Raw genomic sequence first — 12,780 nt, forward strand, 5'->3', positions numbered from 1 at the left:
AGGGGCTGATCAGAGGCGTCGGCCGATCGACTGCGCGGCCACCCTGAGCGCCCCGTACAGCCGCTGCTCGCTCCCCTTGAGCGACGCGACCACCACGCCGAGCGCCGCGACCACCTCCTCGTCGCGCCGGATCGGCACGGCGATGGAGCAGGCGCCGAGGCTCATCTCCTCGACCGTGACGGCGTAGCCCCGGTCCAGGACCTGGCGCAACTGACGGCGCAGCACCCCCGGCTGGACGATGGTGTGGCGGGTGACGGGGGCGAGTTCGTCCAGCACCGCGCGCTGGACCTCGGGCGGCGCGTACGCGAGGAGGACCTTGCCGACCCCGGTGGCGTACAGCGGCAGATGCGAGCCGACCTTGCTCACGACCGGGACCGACCGGTTCCCGCGCAGCCGGTCGAGGTAGACCACGTCGGTGCCCTCGCGGACGGCAAGGTGCACGGTCGCCAGCGTGGCGCCGTACAGGTCGTGGAGGAACGGCTCGGCGACCTGGCGCAGCCCCGTCTCCGCCGACGACAGATGGCCGATGTCCCACATGCGGCGGCCGATGACGTACTCGCCCGAGGACCTGCGCTCCAGCGCGCCCCACTGGACGAGCTCGGCCACGAGGCGGTGCGTCGTGGCCAGCGGCAGGTCCGCGCGGGCCGCGAGGTCGCTGAGCGACAACGAACGGTGCTTCTCGTCGAAGGCGCCCAGGATCGACAGCGCGCGGCCCGTCACGCTGGCGCCCGGCTGCCGGCTGTTCCCTGCCATGTCTCGACCCGCCTCGCCTTGCCTCGTCTCGACCTGCTCCGTGTCGGCCCGCCCCGCGCCGCCCCGCCTTGCCCCGCCTCGCCTTTTCCGTCGGATTCCGTTCGTTTCCGTTCCGCGAGCGGTCTCCCGCTCATCATCTCTCGTTTTCACTCAGTGAAAAGGCTTCGTCGCGGCCGCACCGCGCCGTGCCTAGCGTGGCGGTGTGACGACGACCACCAGCACCGCAGCTCCCGAGCCGGTTCCGCAGGAGCGGATCACGGCGGAGATCGCCGCGGCCCACGCCACGACCGACCTCGGATCCGCCCAGCCGCGGCTCGACTTCGCGCCGTACCGCAGCTCGCTGCTCCGCCATCCCACCAAGGACCCGCGCCACGTCGACCCCGAGGGCATCGAGCTCGTGGCCCCCGTCTTCGGGCACACCGACGTCAACCCGGTCGAGGCCGACCTCACCATCCAGCACGGCGGCGAACCCGTCGGCGAACGCATGCTGCTCACCGGCCGGGTCCTCGACGGCGACGGACGCCCCGTGCGCCGCCAGCTCGTCGAGATATGGCAGGCCAACGCCGCCGGGCGTTACATCCACAAGGGCGACCGGCACCCCGCCCCGATCGACCCGAACTTCACCGGCGTCGGCCGCTGCCTCACCGACGACGACGGGTACTACCGCTTCACCACGATCAAGCCCGGCCCGTACCCGTGGCGCAACCACCGCAACGCCTGGCGCCCGGCCCACATCCACTTCTCGCTGTTCGGCACGGAGTTCACCCAGCGGCTCGTCACCCAGATGTACTTTCCGGGCGACCCGCTGTTCGCGCTCGACCCGATCTACCAGTCGGTCACCGACCCGGCCGCGCGCGACCGGATGGTCGCCGCGTACGACCACGACCTGACCACCCACGAGTGGGCCACCGGTTACCGCTGGGACATCGTGCTGACCGGCACCCACGCGACCCTCCTGGAGCGTGACGACCATGAGTGAGGCCCTCGCTCCCACTCCCGGCCAGACCGTCGGACCCTTCTTCCACTACGCCCTCCCGTACGACGGCGGCAGCGCCCTCGTCCCGCCGGGCTCGGCCGGGGCGATCCGGCTGCACGGCACCGTGTACGACGGTGACGGCACCCCCGTCCCCGACGCGCTGATCGAGATCCGGCAGGCCGACGCCCACGGCCGTACCCCGCGCGTCGAAGGCTCGCTGCACCGCGACGGCCGCTTCACCGGCTGGGGCCGCGCGGCCACCGACCCCGGCGGCCGCTACGCGTTCACCACCGTCGTCCCCGCCGGGACCGACGGCGGCGCCGCCTTCTTCGCCGTCACCGTCTTCGCGCGCGGCCTCCTCGACCGGCTCTTCACCCGCGCCTACCTGCCCGGCGAGAGCGACACGTTCCTCGCGGGCCTGCCCGAGGCCGACCGGTCCACCCTCCAGGCCGTACGCGACGAGGACGGGCACCTCCGTTTCGACATCCATCTGCAGGGCGCCCGCGAGACCGTCTTCCTGCACTACCCGCGGCACACGGCATGAGCGCCCTGCTCCGCCCCGGAGCGCACCGCGCGGCCGGCGTCGCCGACGACACCGCCGTGGTCGCCGCGCTGCTGAGCGTCGAGGCCGCCTGGGCCCGGGCCCTCGTCGCCGCCGGGACCGCCACGGACACCGAGGCGGCGCGGGTCGCCGAGGCCGCGGCCACGCTCGCCCCCGACCTCACCGCCCTGGCCGCCGACGCCGAGGCGGCCGGCAACCCCGTCGTCCCCCTCGTCAAGCAGCTCCGCGCCGCCGCCGGCGACGCCTCGGGCGCCGTCCACCGGGGCCTCACCAGCCAGGACGTCCTCGACACCGCGCTGATGCTGCTGGCCCGCGACGCGGTCGCCCGGCTCCGCGCCGACCTCGTCGCCACCGGTGACCGGCTCGCCGCGCTCGCCCGCACGCACCGCGACGACGTGGCCGTCGCCCGGACCCTCACCCAGTGGGCGGTCCCGACCACCTTCGGACTGCGCGCCGCCCAGTGGCTCGCCGGGGTCGCCGACGCCGTCACCCGCCTCGACGCGCTCCGGTTCCCCGTCCAGTACGGCGGCGCCGCGGGCACCCGCGCGCTGGTCACCCACCTCGCCGGACCGGGAGCCGCGGCGGCGCCCGGCGCGTTCGCCGACGCGCTCGGCCTCGCCCCCGCCGGCCTGCCCTGGCACACCCGGCGCACCCCGGTCACCGCGATCGGCGACGCGCTGGCCACCGCCACCGACGCGCTCGGCGTCCTCGCCGCCGACGTACTGCTGCTCGGGCGGCCCGAGACCGCCGAGGTCCGCGAGACGGGCGCCCCCGGACGCGGCGGCTCCTCGACGATGCCGCACAAGAAGAACCCGGTCCTCTCCGTGCTCGTCCACGCCGCCGCCCAGCAGGCCCCCGGCCTCGCCGCCCAGCTCCACCGGTCCGCCGCGGGCGCGGTCGACGAACGCCCCGACGGCGCCTGGCACGCCGAGTGGCCGGCCCTCGCCCGGCTCCTCGAACTGGCCGTCACCGCGGGCGGACAGGCCGCCGAACTCGTCGCCGGCCTGCACGTCGACACCGCCACCATGGCCCGCCGCGCCGAGTACGCGGCGCCGGACCTGCTCGCCGAACGCGGCGTCTCTCGCGAACGGGGCGGCTCCGCCGAGCAGGGAGGCCCTGCTGAACGCGGTGTCTCCCGCGAACCGGGCGGCCCTGCGGAGCCGGGTGGCTCTGCCGAACGCGGCGGCTCCCACGAACCGGACAGCTCTGCCGAACCGGACAGCCTCGCCGAGCAGGGCGGCCCCGCCGAACGCGGCCTCTCCCACGAACCGGACGCGCGCGCCTCCCACGAACCGGACAGCCCCGCCCCGGACAGCGCCGCGGAACCGGGCGGCTCCGCCGAACTGGGCGGCCCTGCCGAACCCGACGGCCCCGCCGAACCCGACGGCCCCGCCGAACCCGACGGCCCCGCCGAACCGGACACCCCCACCGCCCCCCACACCCCCGCCACCCCCGACATCCGCGCCTACCTCGGCGAAGCCGGAGCTCTTGTGGACGCCGCCGTCGCCGCCTGGGAGGCACAGCGTGACTGAACCGAACCTCGTCCTCACCCGGCTCGCCGGCGACGAGAGTGCCGCGCACCTGCTGGTCCTCGGGCCCTCGCTCGGCACCGGTGTCGCCGGCCTCTGGTCCGACTGCGCCAAGCTCCTGCCCCCGGACTGGCAGGTGGTCGGCTGGGATCTGCCCGGCCACGGCGCGAGCCCGCCCGCCACCCACGCCTTCACCGTCGACGAGCTGGCCGCCGCCGTCCGCACCCGGTCCGCCGAGCTCGCCGCCGGACGCCGCGCCGCCTACGCGGGCGTCTCCCTCGGCGGCGCCGTCGGCTTCACCCTCGCCCTCGAACCCGGCCCCTTCGACGCGATCGTCACCCTCGCCTCGGCGCCGAGGATCGGTACGCCCGAGGGCTGGCGGGAGCGCGCCGCGTACGTCCGCCGCGCGGGCACCGCCGCCATGGTCGAAGGCTCCGCCACCCGCTGGTTCGCCCCCGGGTTCTTCGCCCGCGACCCCGTCACCGGGTGCGGACTGCTCCTCGCGCTCCAGCACGTCGACGACGCCTCGTACGCCCTCGCCTGCGAGGCCCTCGCCACGTACGACGTCCGCGACCGGCTCACCTCCGCGAAGGTGCCGCCCCTCGTGGCCGGCGGAGCCCACGACACCGTCGTCACCCCGGACCAGGTCGACGTCGTGCTCGACGGCGTCGCGCACCTGCCGCCCGCCGAGGACCCGGCCGCCACGGCCCGTCTCCTGACGACCCATCTGAGCGGGGAGCAGCGATGAACAACCCGTACGACGACGGCATGCGGGTCCGCCGCGAGGTCCTCGGCGATCCGCACGTCGACCGTGCCGAAGCCGCCAAGACCCCCTTCACCCAGCCCTTCCAGGAGCTGATCACCAGCTACGCGTGGGGCAGCGTGTGGGCGCGGCCCGGCCTGGACCGCAAGGCCCGTTCGGTCGCCGTGCTCACCGCGATGCTCGCCCTCGGCCACTGGGGCGAGTTCGCGATGCACGTCCGCGCCGCGCGCACCAACGGCCTGACTGACGACGAGATCGCCGAAGTGATCCTCCAGTCGGCGATCTACTGCGGCGTCCCCGCCGCCAACCACGGCTTCGCCGTCGCCCAGCAGGTCCTCGACGACCTCGACCAGCAGGAGCAGGGATGAACCGCAGCACCACCGAGGTCGCCATCGTGGGCGCCGGACCCGCCGGGCTGATGCTCGCCCACCTGCTCCAGCGGGCCGGCATCGACTCCGTCGCGATCGACATACGCAGCCGCCGGGAGATAGAGGAGACCCACCGCGCGGGCATCCTCGAACAGGACAGCGTCCGGATGCTCGTCGAGACCGGCGTGAGCGACCGCGTCCTGCGCGAGGGCTCCCGGCACGCCGGTATCGACCTCGCCTTCGGCGGCGGCGGCCACCGCGTCGACTTCGAGGCCCTGAACGGCGCCACCGTCCAGCTCTACCCGCAGACCGACGTCTTCATCGACCTCGCCGACGCACGCGAACGCGACGGCGGCGACGTCCGGTTCGGCGTCAGCGACGTCAGCGTCGACGACATCACCGGCGACCGCCCGCTCATGCGGTTCACCGACGCCGACGGCGCCCGGCACGAGATCTCCGCGCGGATCCTCGTCGGCTCCGACGGCTCGCGCAGCATCTGCCGCCACGCGTTCCCGGAGGATCAGCGCCGCCAGTACTTCCGCGAGTACCCCTTCGCCTGGTTCGGCATCCTCTGCGAGGCCCCGCCCTCCAGCGAGGAACTCATCTACAACCACTCCGAACGCGGCTTCGCCCTCATCAGCCAGCGCACCGAGACGCTCCAGCGGATGTACTTCCAGTGCGACCCGGCCGAGAACGTCGACGACTGGTCCGAGGACCGGATCTGGGCGGAGCTCCAGCAGCGCGTCGGCGCCAACGGCTACACCCTCAAGGAAGGGCCGATCACCTCCAAGGTCGTCCTGCCCTTCCGCAGCTTCGTCCAGGAACCCCTGCGCCACGGCAACCTCGTCCTCGCCGGCGACGCCGCCCACACCGTCCCGCCCACCGGCGCCAAGGGCCTCAACCTCGCCCTCGCCGACGTCCGCGTCCTCGCCGAGCAGTTGGAGCGGCACCTGCGCCACGGCGCCGAGGACGCCCTCGACCAGTACGCCGAGCGCGCCCTCCAACGCGTCTGGAAGGCCCAGCACTTCTCGTACTGGATGACCACCATGCTGCACCGGCTGCCCGACGCCAGTGACTTCGACGCACGCCGCCAGGTCGGCGAACTCTCCTGCGTCACCGGCTCGGACGCGGGCTCCACCTACCTCGCCGAGTGCTACACCGGCTGGCCGACCCGAGAGCGTGACCCCCGATGAACTCCTACGTCTACGCGGCCGTCCGCACCCCCTTCGGCCGCTTCAACGGCGGCCTCGCCGGCGTCCGGCCCGACGACCTCGGCGCGGCCGTGATCTCCGCCCTCCTCGCCCGCACCCCCGGCCTCGACCCCGCCGCCCTCGGCGACATCGTCTGGGGCAACGCCAACGGCGCCGGCGAGGACAACCGCAACGTGGGACGCATGGCCGCGCTCCTCGCGGGCCTCCCCGTCGGCGTCCCCGCGACCACCGTCAACCGGCTCTGCGGCTCCAGCCTCGACGCCGTCATGGCCGGCTCCCGCACCATCGAGACCGGCGACGCCGACCTCGTCCTCACCGGCGGCGTCGAGTCCATGACCCGCGCCCCCTGGGTCCTGCCCAAGCCCGACCGCGCCTTCCCCGCCGGCGACACCGCCGCCGTCTCGACCACGCTCGGCTGGCGCCTGGTGAACCCGAAGATGCCGAAGGAGTGGACCGTCAGCCTGGGCGAGGCCAACGAACAGCTCCAGGAACGCTTCGGCATCTCCCGCGAACGCCAGGACGCCTTCGCCGCCCGCTCCCACCAACTGGCCCACCAGGCCTGGGAGGACGGGTTCTACGACGACCTCGTCGCCCCCGTCGACGGCACCGACCTCACCCGCGACGAAGGCATCCGCCCCGGCAGCACCCCCGACAAGCTCGCCGCCCTGCGCCCCGTCTTCCGCGACCACGGCACCATCACCGCCGGCAACGCCTCCCCGCTCAGCGACGGCGCCTCCGCCGTCCTCCTCGGCTCCGAGGCCGCCGCCGACACCATCGGCGCCGCCCCGCTCGCCCGGATCGCCGGCCGCGCCGCCCGCGCGCTGGAACCGCAGTCCTTCGGCTTCGCACCCGTCGCCGCGGCCGAGGCCGCGCTGGCCCGCGCCGGCATCGGCTGGTCCGACGTCGGCGCCGTCGAACTCAACGAGGCCTTCGCCGTCCAGTCGCTGGCCTGCGTCGACGCCTGGAAGATCGACCCGGAGCTCGTCAACCGGCGCGGCGGCGCCATCGCCCTCGGGCACCCGCTCGGCGCCTCCGGCGGCCGCCTCGTCGGCACCCTCGCGGCCGTGCTCCGAGAACGCGGCGAGCGCTGGGGCGTCGCCGCCATCTGCATCGGCGTGGGCCAGGCCCTCGCCGTCGTCCTGGAGAACCCGCAGAACCTGGAGGCCGGACGATGAGCCGCACGCAGCTGCTCGACACGACCGACGCGGCCGTCGCCGGCATCGAGGACGGATCCACCGTCCTCGTCGGCGGATTCGGCCTCGCCGGCATGCCCTTCGCCCTCATCGACGCCCTCATCCGGCAGGGCGCCCGTGACCTCACCGTCGTCGCCAACAACGCCGGGAACGGCGACGTCGGCCTCGCCGCACTCCTCAAGGCCGGCCGCGTCCGCAAGGTCGTCTGCTCCTTCCCCCGCCAGGTCGACTCGTACGTCTTCGACGAGCTCTACCTCTCCGGCCGCCTCGAACTCGAAGTCGTCCCGCAGGGCAACCTCGCCGAGCGGATGCGGGCGGCCGGAGCCGGCATCGGCGCCTTCTACTGCCCGACCGCCGTCGGCACGCCGCTCGCCGAGGGCCGGGAGTCCCGCACCATCGACGGGCGCGAGTACCTCCTCGAGTACCCGATCAAGGGCGACTACGCGCTCATCGCCGCGCACCGCTCCGACGGGCTCGGCAACCTCGTCTACAACAAGACGGCGCGCAACTTCGGGCCGGTCATGGCCACCGCGGCCACCACCACGATCGTCCAGGTCGACGAGGTCGTCGACACCGGCGTCCTCGACCCCGAGGCCGTCGTCACGCCCTCCATCTACGTCGACCGGGTCGTCCAGGTCGCGGCGCAGCGCTACACCGTCCAGGGGGCACGATGACCCGCACGATGACCACCGAACACACCGACCGCGGCCCGCTGTCCATGACCGAACTCGCCGCCGTGATCGGCCGCGACATTCCCGAGGGCGCGTTCGTCAACCTCGGCATCGGACAGCCCACCAAGATCGGCGACCATCTGCCGCCCGAGCGCGGCGTCGTCCTGCACACCGAGAACGGCATGCTCGGCATGGGCCCCGCCGCCCGCGGCGACGAGATCGACCCCGACCTCACCAACGCCGGAAAGGTGCCGGTCACCGCCCTGCCCGGCGCCTCCTACTTCCACCACGCCGACTCCTTCGCCATGATGCGCGGCGGCCACCTCGACGTCTGCGTCCTCGGCGCCTACCAGGTCGCCGTCAACGGCGACCTGGCCAACTGGCACACCGGGAAGCCCGGAGCGATCCCCGCCGTCGGCGGCGCCATGGACCTCGCGATCGGCGCCAAGCAGGTCTTCGTGATGATGGCCCTCTTCGGCAAGGACGGCACCCCGAAACTCGTCCCGGACTGCACCTACCCGCTCACCGGGGTCCGCTGCGTCGACCGCGTCTACACCGACCACGGCGTCTTCGACGTGGGCCGCCCCGACGGCGGCGTCCTCGTCCGCGAGACCTGGGGAGCGGGGGCCGACGAACTGAGCGAACGGCTCGGCTTCCCCCTGCTGCGCGGCTGACCCCCGCCGGTGCCTCAGCCGCTCACCGGGACGTCGGTGCCGCCCACGGCGAGCTGGAGGCCGTCCGGGAGCGGCGTCGCGTCCTGCAGCGAGACGCCGCGCGGGAGACGGGTGATCGACTGCTGGAAGTCGGTCACCGAGCGGATCTGGTCCTCCGAGACACCCTCCGCCTCCGGGAGCTTCTCGGCGCGGACCCGGATCGTGGTGCCGGTGACCTCCACCGTGCTCAGCACGGAGTAGGTCCGGTCGTCCCGGGTCACCTCCACCTTCATCCGGCCGTTTCCGCCGTCGGACAGGCGGGTGACGCGGGCGCCCGAACCCTGGTCGGACGCGGCCGCCTTCAGCAGCTGGTCGTACGGGATCAGCGCGGTGCCCGTCGCGGTGCGGGCCTTCGCCGCCGAGAAGCCGTTGGTGAACTCCACGTCCTGAAGACGGAGTTCGAGGTCGTCGAGGCGGGCCGTGCTGCCGCCGGGCACCGTCGCCTCGTAGGAGTCGATCGACGCGTCGATCTCGTCGAGGCCGCCCGAGGCGATCTGGGTGAGGAAGGGGAACCCCTTGATGGACACGTCCGGTGAGGCGGCCAGGCCGATCGACGCAGCCAGCTTGTCCGCGGCCTTGCCCTCGAGGACGTGGACGGCGAGCCGGTCGGCTCCCACTCCCACGGCCACGAGGACGACGGCCGCGATCACGAGTCTTCGTAGTGTGCGCATCCGGCCACCTCAGCAAGGCCTAGACCAGACAGCCGTGACCGGCGTCACACTTCGTGCAACGTCTTGATCACGGTTCCCTACTGGCCGACGCGGCCGTCGACGCACTCCCGCAGCAGATCCGCGTGGCCGCAGTGCCGCGCGTACTCCTCGATCCGGTGCACCATCAACTCCCGTACGGACGTGGCGTGCTTGCCGAGGCGTGTGCCCAGATCCGGGTGCCGGGCCAGCTCCGCGTCCATCGCCGCCTGCTCCCGCTCCAGGTCGGCGTACGCCGCGTCCACCACCGCCCGGTCCGCCACCGCTCCCTCGAAGTCCCCGTCGTTCTCGCCGTACAGGCTTGGTTGTGGATCGCCGTCCGTGATCCAGTTCTGCCAGTCCCGCTCGCACTCCGCGAGGTGACGCAACAGGCCGAGCAGCGACATCGTCGACGGCGGCACCGAGCGGCGCGACAGCTGCTCCGGGCTCAGGCCCTCGCACTTCATCTTGAGGGTCAGTCGGTAGTTGGTCAGGAAGTCGTCCAGCGTCGCCAGCTCGCCGTCCGGCGACGGGCCCTCGCTGTTGCGCGGGTCGTCGTCCGGGTCCGCCCACATGTCGGGGTAGACGGTCGCCTGGGTCCATCGTTCGGATGCCTCGGTCATCCGCTCATCGTCACCCGCGCCGTGCGACCGCCGCGACCGGTTTACGGCCGAACGCCCTGCGTACGGAGGTAGGTTGATCGATATGTGCCCGCTCGTCCGGGCGGGGGAACGGGGGGACGTTCGTGATCGAAAGCATGGAAGTGGCGCTCTTCCTCGTGGTCGCCGGGGCCGTGGTCGCCTCTGCCGAGCGCTCGACGAGGAAGCGGCAGACGGTGTTCCGGCAGACCTACGGCACCTACGAGGGTTTCCGGCGCGAGGTCGACGAGGGGCGGGTCCGCACCGTGCGCCGCGAGCGCGGGGACGTCGCCGCGATCAAGGCCGTGCGGGACGGGCATCCGAGTGTCCCCCTGCGGCTGGCCAAGCGGTACGTCCAGGAGCTGTGACCGGGGGGCGCTTGAAGGGAGGGTGGCCCTCCGGGGGCCTTTGGCGGCTTTCCGATCGTCCCTACAGGTGTCGGGGCGGGTCCGGGACCGCACGGGGCATGTCCGTGCTCGCCATCTCGGAGGCACCGCGGCCCTCACGGTGCGGGGAAGCCTGGGCTCGGTGCTGCGCGCGCACATGCCCCGTGCGGTCCCTGCCGTCTCGTACGTGTCTGCGGGCCGGATCCGGCTTCGTCGCCTAGGTCGTCGCCAGGCCCGTCTTCAGGCCGGCGCCGCACAGGGGGACCACCGCGGTGCGGTTCTCGAGGGGGATCGTCTCGCGGGCAGCCGCCCAGCAGGCCACGCCCGTGGACTCCACGTAGAGGCCCTGGGAGGCCAGGTCCAGCTGGGCGTGGCGGATCTGGTCCTCGGTGACGGTGTGGAAGGCGCCGCCCGACTCCCGTACGGCGCGGAGGATCTGGCGGGCCCTGGGCGGGTTCGGGATGGCGATGCCCTCGGCGAAGGTCGGGGCCTGCGGGGGGATGGAGAGGAGGTCGTCGGCGCCGGCGCGCCAGGCGTCGGCGAGCGGGGAGACGGCCGCGGCCTGTACGGCGTGCAGGGCCGGGCGGCGGTCGATCAGGCCCGCGCTGTGCAGCTCCTGGACGGCGAGCGCGGCGCCCAGGAGCAGGGTTCCGTTGCCGACGGGGACGACGAGCACGTCGGGCAGGCGGCCGCCGAGGTCCTCCCAGAGCTCGTGGACGTACGTCTTCGTGCCGTGCAGGAAGTACGGGTTGTAGACATGGCTGGCGTAGAAGACGCCCGGCTCGTCCGCGGCCTCGCGTGCGGCCCGCGCCGTCGCCTCGCGGTCCCCGGGGACGATCTCGAGACGGGCCCCGTGCGCGCCGATCTGCTCCAGCTTCTTCGGTGACGTGCCCTCGGGGACGTAGACGGTGCAGGGCAGTCGGGCGCGGGCGCAGTAGGCGGCGACGGCGGTGCCCGCGTTGCCGCTGCTGTCGGCGATCACCCGCTCGGGGCGCAGGCGGGCGGCGAGGGCGGCGAGCATGACGGCGCCGCGGTCCTTGAACGACAGCGTCGGCATCAGGAAGTCCAGCTTGGCCGAGACCGCGTTCGAGAGCGGAACGACCGGAGTGCGGCCCTCGCCGAGCGTGCAGTCCGGTGTCGGGAGGGGCAGGCACTCGGCGTAGCGCCACAGGGAATTCGGCCGTCCGGCGAGGGACTTGAGGGGCGCCGGAGTGGGGGCGTAGTCGAGATCCAGCGGGCCTCGGCACACGGGACAGCACCAGTCGAGCGAGGCGGCGGGCACCCGGGTCCCGTCGACGGAACAGTAGCGGTCAGGCAGCGCGGTCATGGGGAGAGATTAGGCGGCGGTGCCTTTCCGCCTGGAGCCCGCACGCGCATGCGACTCGGGATTCGATGTGTGAAACATGCACTACCTGGAGAAAGTCGCTGCGTGAAGGGTTGAGCACCCTCAAGTCATCACTTCGAGTGATTCTTTGGCCTTTGCTTGCACGGCTCAACCCACGGTTGCCAGGCTGTCGCTGTCTGTCAATCAGATTGGGATCCGAGGGGGAAAACCAGTGACATTCGGTGAGCAGCCGGCCTACCTGCGCGTCGCGGGTGATCTCCGCAAGAAGATCGTCAATGGCTCGCTGGCGCCGCACACCCGGCTCCCGTCGCAGGCCAAGATCCGCGAGGAGTACGGGGTCTCGGACACGGTCGCGCTGGAGGCGCGGAAGGTCCTGATGGCGGAGGGCCTGGTCGAGGGCCGTTCGGGCTCGGGCACCTACGTGCGCGAGCGCCCGGTGCCGCGCAGCGTGGCCCGCTCCGGCTACCGCTCCGGGAGCGGTTCCACGCCGTTCCGGCAGGAGCAGGCCGAGCCGTCCGCGCGCGGCACCTGGGAGTCCCGCAGCGAGCAGGCCGAGGCCGACGTCGCGATCGCGGAGCGCCTGGGGCTGCGGCCCGGGGACCGCGTGATGCGCACCAAGTACGTGTACCGGGACGCGGGCGAGGCGATGATGCTGTCCACCTCGTGGGAGCCGCTGACCGTCACGGGCCGCACCCCGGTGATGCTCCCGGAGGAGGGCCCGCTCGGCGGCTGCGGCGTCGTGGACCGGATGGCGGCGATCGACGTGATCGTGGACAACGTGACGGAGGAAGTGGCCGCCCGCCCCGGCCTGGCCGAGGAGCTGAGCGCACTCGGCGGCGTGCCGGGCCACGTCGTCCTGGTCATCAGCCGGACCTTCTACGCGTCGGGCAGACCGGTGGAGACGGCGGACGTGGTGGTCCCGGCGGACCGCTACCGGATCGCGTACCACCTGCCCGTGAAATAGCGGGCGCGAGCGAGGGGGCGCC

Annotated in this window: 15 protein-coding genes; 11 read left to right on the forward strand and 4 right to left on the reverse strand. The window is 73.3% G+C overall.

Annotation, left to right across the window (positions count from 1 at the left end):
- Positions 1 to 9: 9 nt before the first annotated feature.
- Entirely contained in the window at positions 10 to 753 is a 744-nt protein-coding gene (locus ACIBTU_RS21365) for an IclR family transcriptional regulator (RefSeq protein ID WP_399127874.1), read from the reverse strand.
- A gap of 202 nt (positions 754 to 955) precedes the next feature.
- On the opposite strand from ACIBTU_RS21365, the gene pcaH reads away from it, so the two are divergent.
- Genes pcaH through ACIBTU_RS21410 form a run of 9 tightly spaced genes read left to right on the forward strand, consistent with a single transcriptional unit; the run spans position 956 to position 8,700 of the window.
- Positions 956 to 1,732 carry a protocatechuate 3,4-dioxygenase subunit beta gene (gene pcaH / locus ACIBTU_RS21370; RefSeq protein WP_399127875.1) on the forward strand — a complete coding sequence of 259 codons (777 nt, stop codon included), beginning with the start codon at positions 956 to 958 and terminating at the stop codon, positions 1,730 to 1,732.
- A complete protein-coding gene (gene pcaG, locus ACIBTU_RS21375) occupies positions 1,725 to 2,273 on the forward strand; it encodes a protocatechuate 3,4-dioxygenase subunit alpha (protein WP_399127876.1) in 549 nt (182 codons plus the stop codon). The genes pcaH and pcaG overlap by 8 nt, the downstream gene beginning before the upstream one ends.
- Positions 2,270 to 3,823: a lyase family protein gene (locus ACIBTU_RS21380; protein ID WP_399127877.1), complete on the forward strand. Its 1,554-nt coding sequence runs from the start codon at positions 2,270 to 2,272 to the stop codon at positions 3,821 to 3,823. The genes pcaG and ACIBTU_RS21380 overlap by 4 nt, the downstream gene beginning before the upstream one ends.
- On the forward strand, positions 3,816 to 4,568 hold the full coding sequence (locus ACIBTU_RS21385; protein WP_399127878.1) for an alpha/beta fold hydrolase: 753 nt from the start codon (positions 3,816 to 3,818) through the stop codon (positions 4,566 to 4,568). Before ACIBTU_RS21380 ends, ACIBTU_RS21385 begins: the two co-directional genes overlap by 8 nt.
- Positions 4,565 to 4,951, forward strand: a complete 387-nt coding sequence (gene pcaC, locus ACIBTU_RS21390; RefSeq protein ID WP_399127879.1) for a 4-carboxymuconolactone decarboxylase — start codon at positions 4,565 to 4,567, stop codon at positions 4,949 to 4,951. The genes ACIBTU_RS21385 and pcaC overlap by 4 nt, the downstream gene beginning before the upstream one ends.
- Positions 4,948 to 6,144 (forward strand): 4-hydroxybenzoate 3-monooxygenase, encoded by a 1,197-nt coding sequence (locus ACIBTU_RS21395; protein ID WP_399127880.1) that lies wholly within the window; start codon positions 4,948 to 4,950, stop codon positions 6,142 to 6,144. The genes pcaC and ACIBTU_RS21395 overlap by 4 nt, the downstream gene beginning before the upstream one ends.
- Complete coding sequence (locus ACIBTU_RS21400; RefSeq protein WP_399127881.1) at positions 6,141 to 7,337, forward strand: thiolase family protein; 1,197 nt, start codon at positions 6,141 to 6,143, stop codon at positions 7,335 to 7,337. Before ACIBTU_RS21395 ends, ACIBTU_RS21400 begins: the two co-directional genes overlap by 4 nt.
- Positions 7,334 to 8,029, forward strand: coding sequence for a 3-oxoacid CoA-transferase subunit A (locus tag ACIBTU_RS21405; RefSeq protein ID WP_399127882.1), 696 nt, complete (start codon positions 7,334 to 7,336; stop codon positions 8,027 to 8,029). The genes ACIBTU_RS21400 and ACIBTU_RS21405 overlap by 4 nt, the downstream gene beginning before the upstream one ends.
- Complete coding sequence (locus ACIBTU_RS21410) at positions 8,026 to 8,700, forward strand: 3-oxoacid CoA-transferase subunit B (RefSeq protein ID WP_399127883.1); 675 nt, start codon at positions 8,026 to 8,028, stop codon at positions 8,698 to 8,700. Before ACIBTU_RS21405 ends, ACIBTU_RS21410 begins: the two co-directional genes overlap by 4 nt.
- Positions 8,701 to 8,714: 14 nt before the next feature.
- On the opposite strand, the gene ACIBTU_RS21415 is transcribed toward ACIBTU_RS21410, so the two are convergent.
- Positions 8,715 to 9,410 carry a DUF2993 domain-containing protein gene (locus ACIBTU_RS21415; protein ID WP_399127884.1) on the reverse strand — a complete coding sequence of 232 codons (696 nt, stop codon included), beginning with the start codon at positions 9,408 to 9,410 and terminating at the stop codon, positions 8,715 to 8,717.
- 77 nt (positions 9,411 to 9,487) lie between these two features.
- Complete coding sequence (locus ACIBTU_RS21420) at positions 9,488 to 10,048, reverse strand: DinB family protein (protein ID WP_399127885.1); 561 nt, start codon at positions 10,046 to 10,048, stop codon at positions 9,488 to 9,490.
- A gap of 122 nt (positions 10,049 to 10,170) precedes the next feature.
- Here ACIBTU_RS21420 and ACIBTU_RS21425 point away from each other — a divergent pair, with 122 nt between their 5' ends.
- Positions 10,171 to 10,431 (forward strand): hypothetical protein, encoded by a 261-nt coding sequence (locus tag ACIBTU_RS21425; protein ID WP_399127886.1) that lies wholly within the window; start codon positions 10,171 to 10,173, stop codon positions 10,429 to 10,431.
- Positions 10,432 to 10,666: 235 nt separating this feature from the next.
- Here the strand turns inward: ACIBTU_RS21425 and ACIBTU_RS21430 are convergent, their stop codons facing one another.
- Positions 10,667 to 11,776: a threonine synthase gene (locus ACIBTU_RS21430; RefSeq protein ID WP_399127888.1), complete on the reverse strand. Its 1,110-nt coding sequence runs from the start codon at positions 11,774 to 11,776 to the stop codon at positions 10,667 to 10,669.
- 229 nt (positions 11,777 to 12,005) lie between these two features.
- Here ACIBTU_RS21430 and ACIBTU_RS21435 point away from each other — a divergent pair, with 229 nt between their 5' ends.
- Positions 12,006 to 12,758 carry a GntR family transcriptional regulator gene (locus tag ACIBTU_RS21435; RefSeq protein WP_399127890.1) on the forward strand — a complete coding sequence of 251 codons (753 nt, stop codon included), beginning with the start codon at positions 12,006 to 12,008 and terminating at the stop codon, positions 12,756 to 12,758.
- The last annotated feature ends 22 nt before the right edge of the window (positions 12,759 to 12,780 follow it).

Source organism: Streptomyces sp. NPDC050145 (assembly GCF_044460245.1).
GTDB lineage: Bacteria > Actinomycetota > Actinomycetes > Streptomycetales > Streptomycetaceae > Streptomyces.

Bases quoted from the DNA above. Each gene is read 5' to 3' on its own strand.
- ACIBTU_RS21365 (WP_399127874.1), bottom strand. From the start codon at position 753: ATGGCAGGGAACAGCCGGCAGCCGGGCGCCAGCGTGACGGGCCGCGCG.
- pcaG (WP_399127876.1), top strand. From the start codon at position 1,725: ATGAGTGAGGCCCTCGCTCCCACTCCCGGCCAGACCGTCGGACCCTTC.
- ACIBTU_RS21380 (WP_399127877.1), top strand. From the start codon at position 2,270: ATGAGCGCCCTGCTCCGCCCCGGAGCGCACCGCGCGGCCGGCGTCGCC.
- pcaC (WP_399127879.1), top strand. From the start codon at position 4,565: ATGAACAACCCGTACGACGACGGCATGCGGGTCCGCCGCGAGGTCCTC.
- ACIBTU_RS21395 (WP_399127880.1), top strand. From the start codon at position 4,948: ATGAACCGCAGCACCACCGAGGTCGCCATCGTGGGCGCCGGACCCGCC.
- ACIBTU_RS21400 (WP_399127881.1), top strand. From the start codon at position 6,141: ATGAACTCCTACGTCTACGCGGCCGTCCGCACCCCCTTCGGCCGCTTC.
- ACIBTU_RS21405 (WP_399127882.1), top strand. From the start codon at position 7,334: ATGAGCCGCACGCAGCTGCTCGACACGACCGACGCGGCCGTCGCCGGC.
- ACIBTU_RS21410 (WP_399127883.1), top strand. From the start codon at position 8,026: ATGACCCGCACGATGACCACCGAACACACCGACCGCGGCCCGCTGTCC.
- ACIBTU_RS21415 (WP_399127884.1), bottom strand. From the start codon at position 9,410: ATGCGCACACTACGAAGACTCGTGATCGCGGCCGTCGTCCTCGTGGCC.
- ACIBTU_RS21420 (WP_399127885.1), bottom strand. From the start codon at position 10,048: ATGACCGAGGCATCCGAACGATGGACCCAGGCGACCGTCTACCCCGAC.
- ACIBTU_RS21430 (WP_399127888.1), bottom strand. From the start codon at position 11,776: ATGACCGCGCTGCCTGACCGCTACTGTTCCGTCGACGGGACCCGGGTG.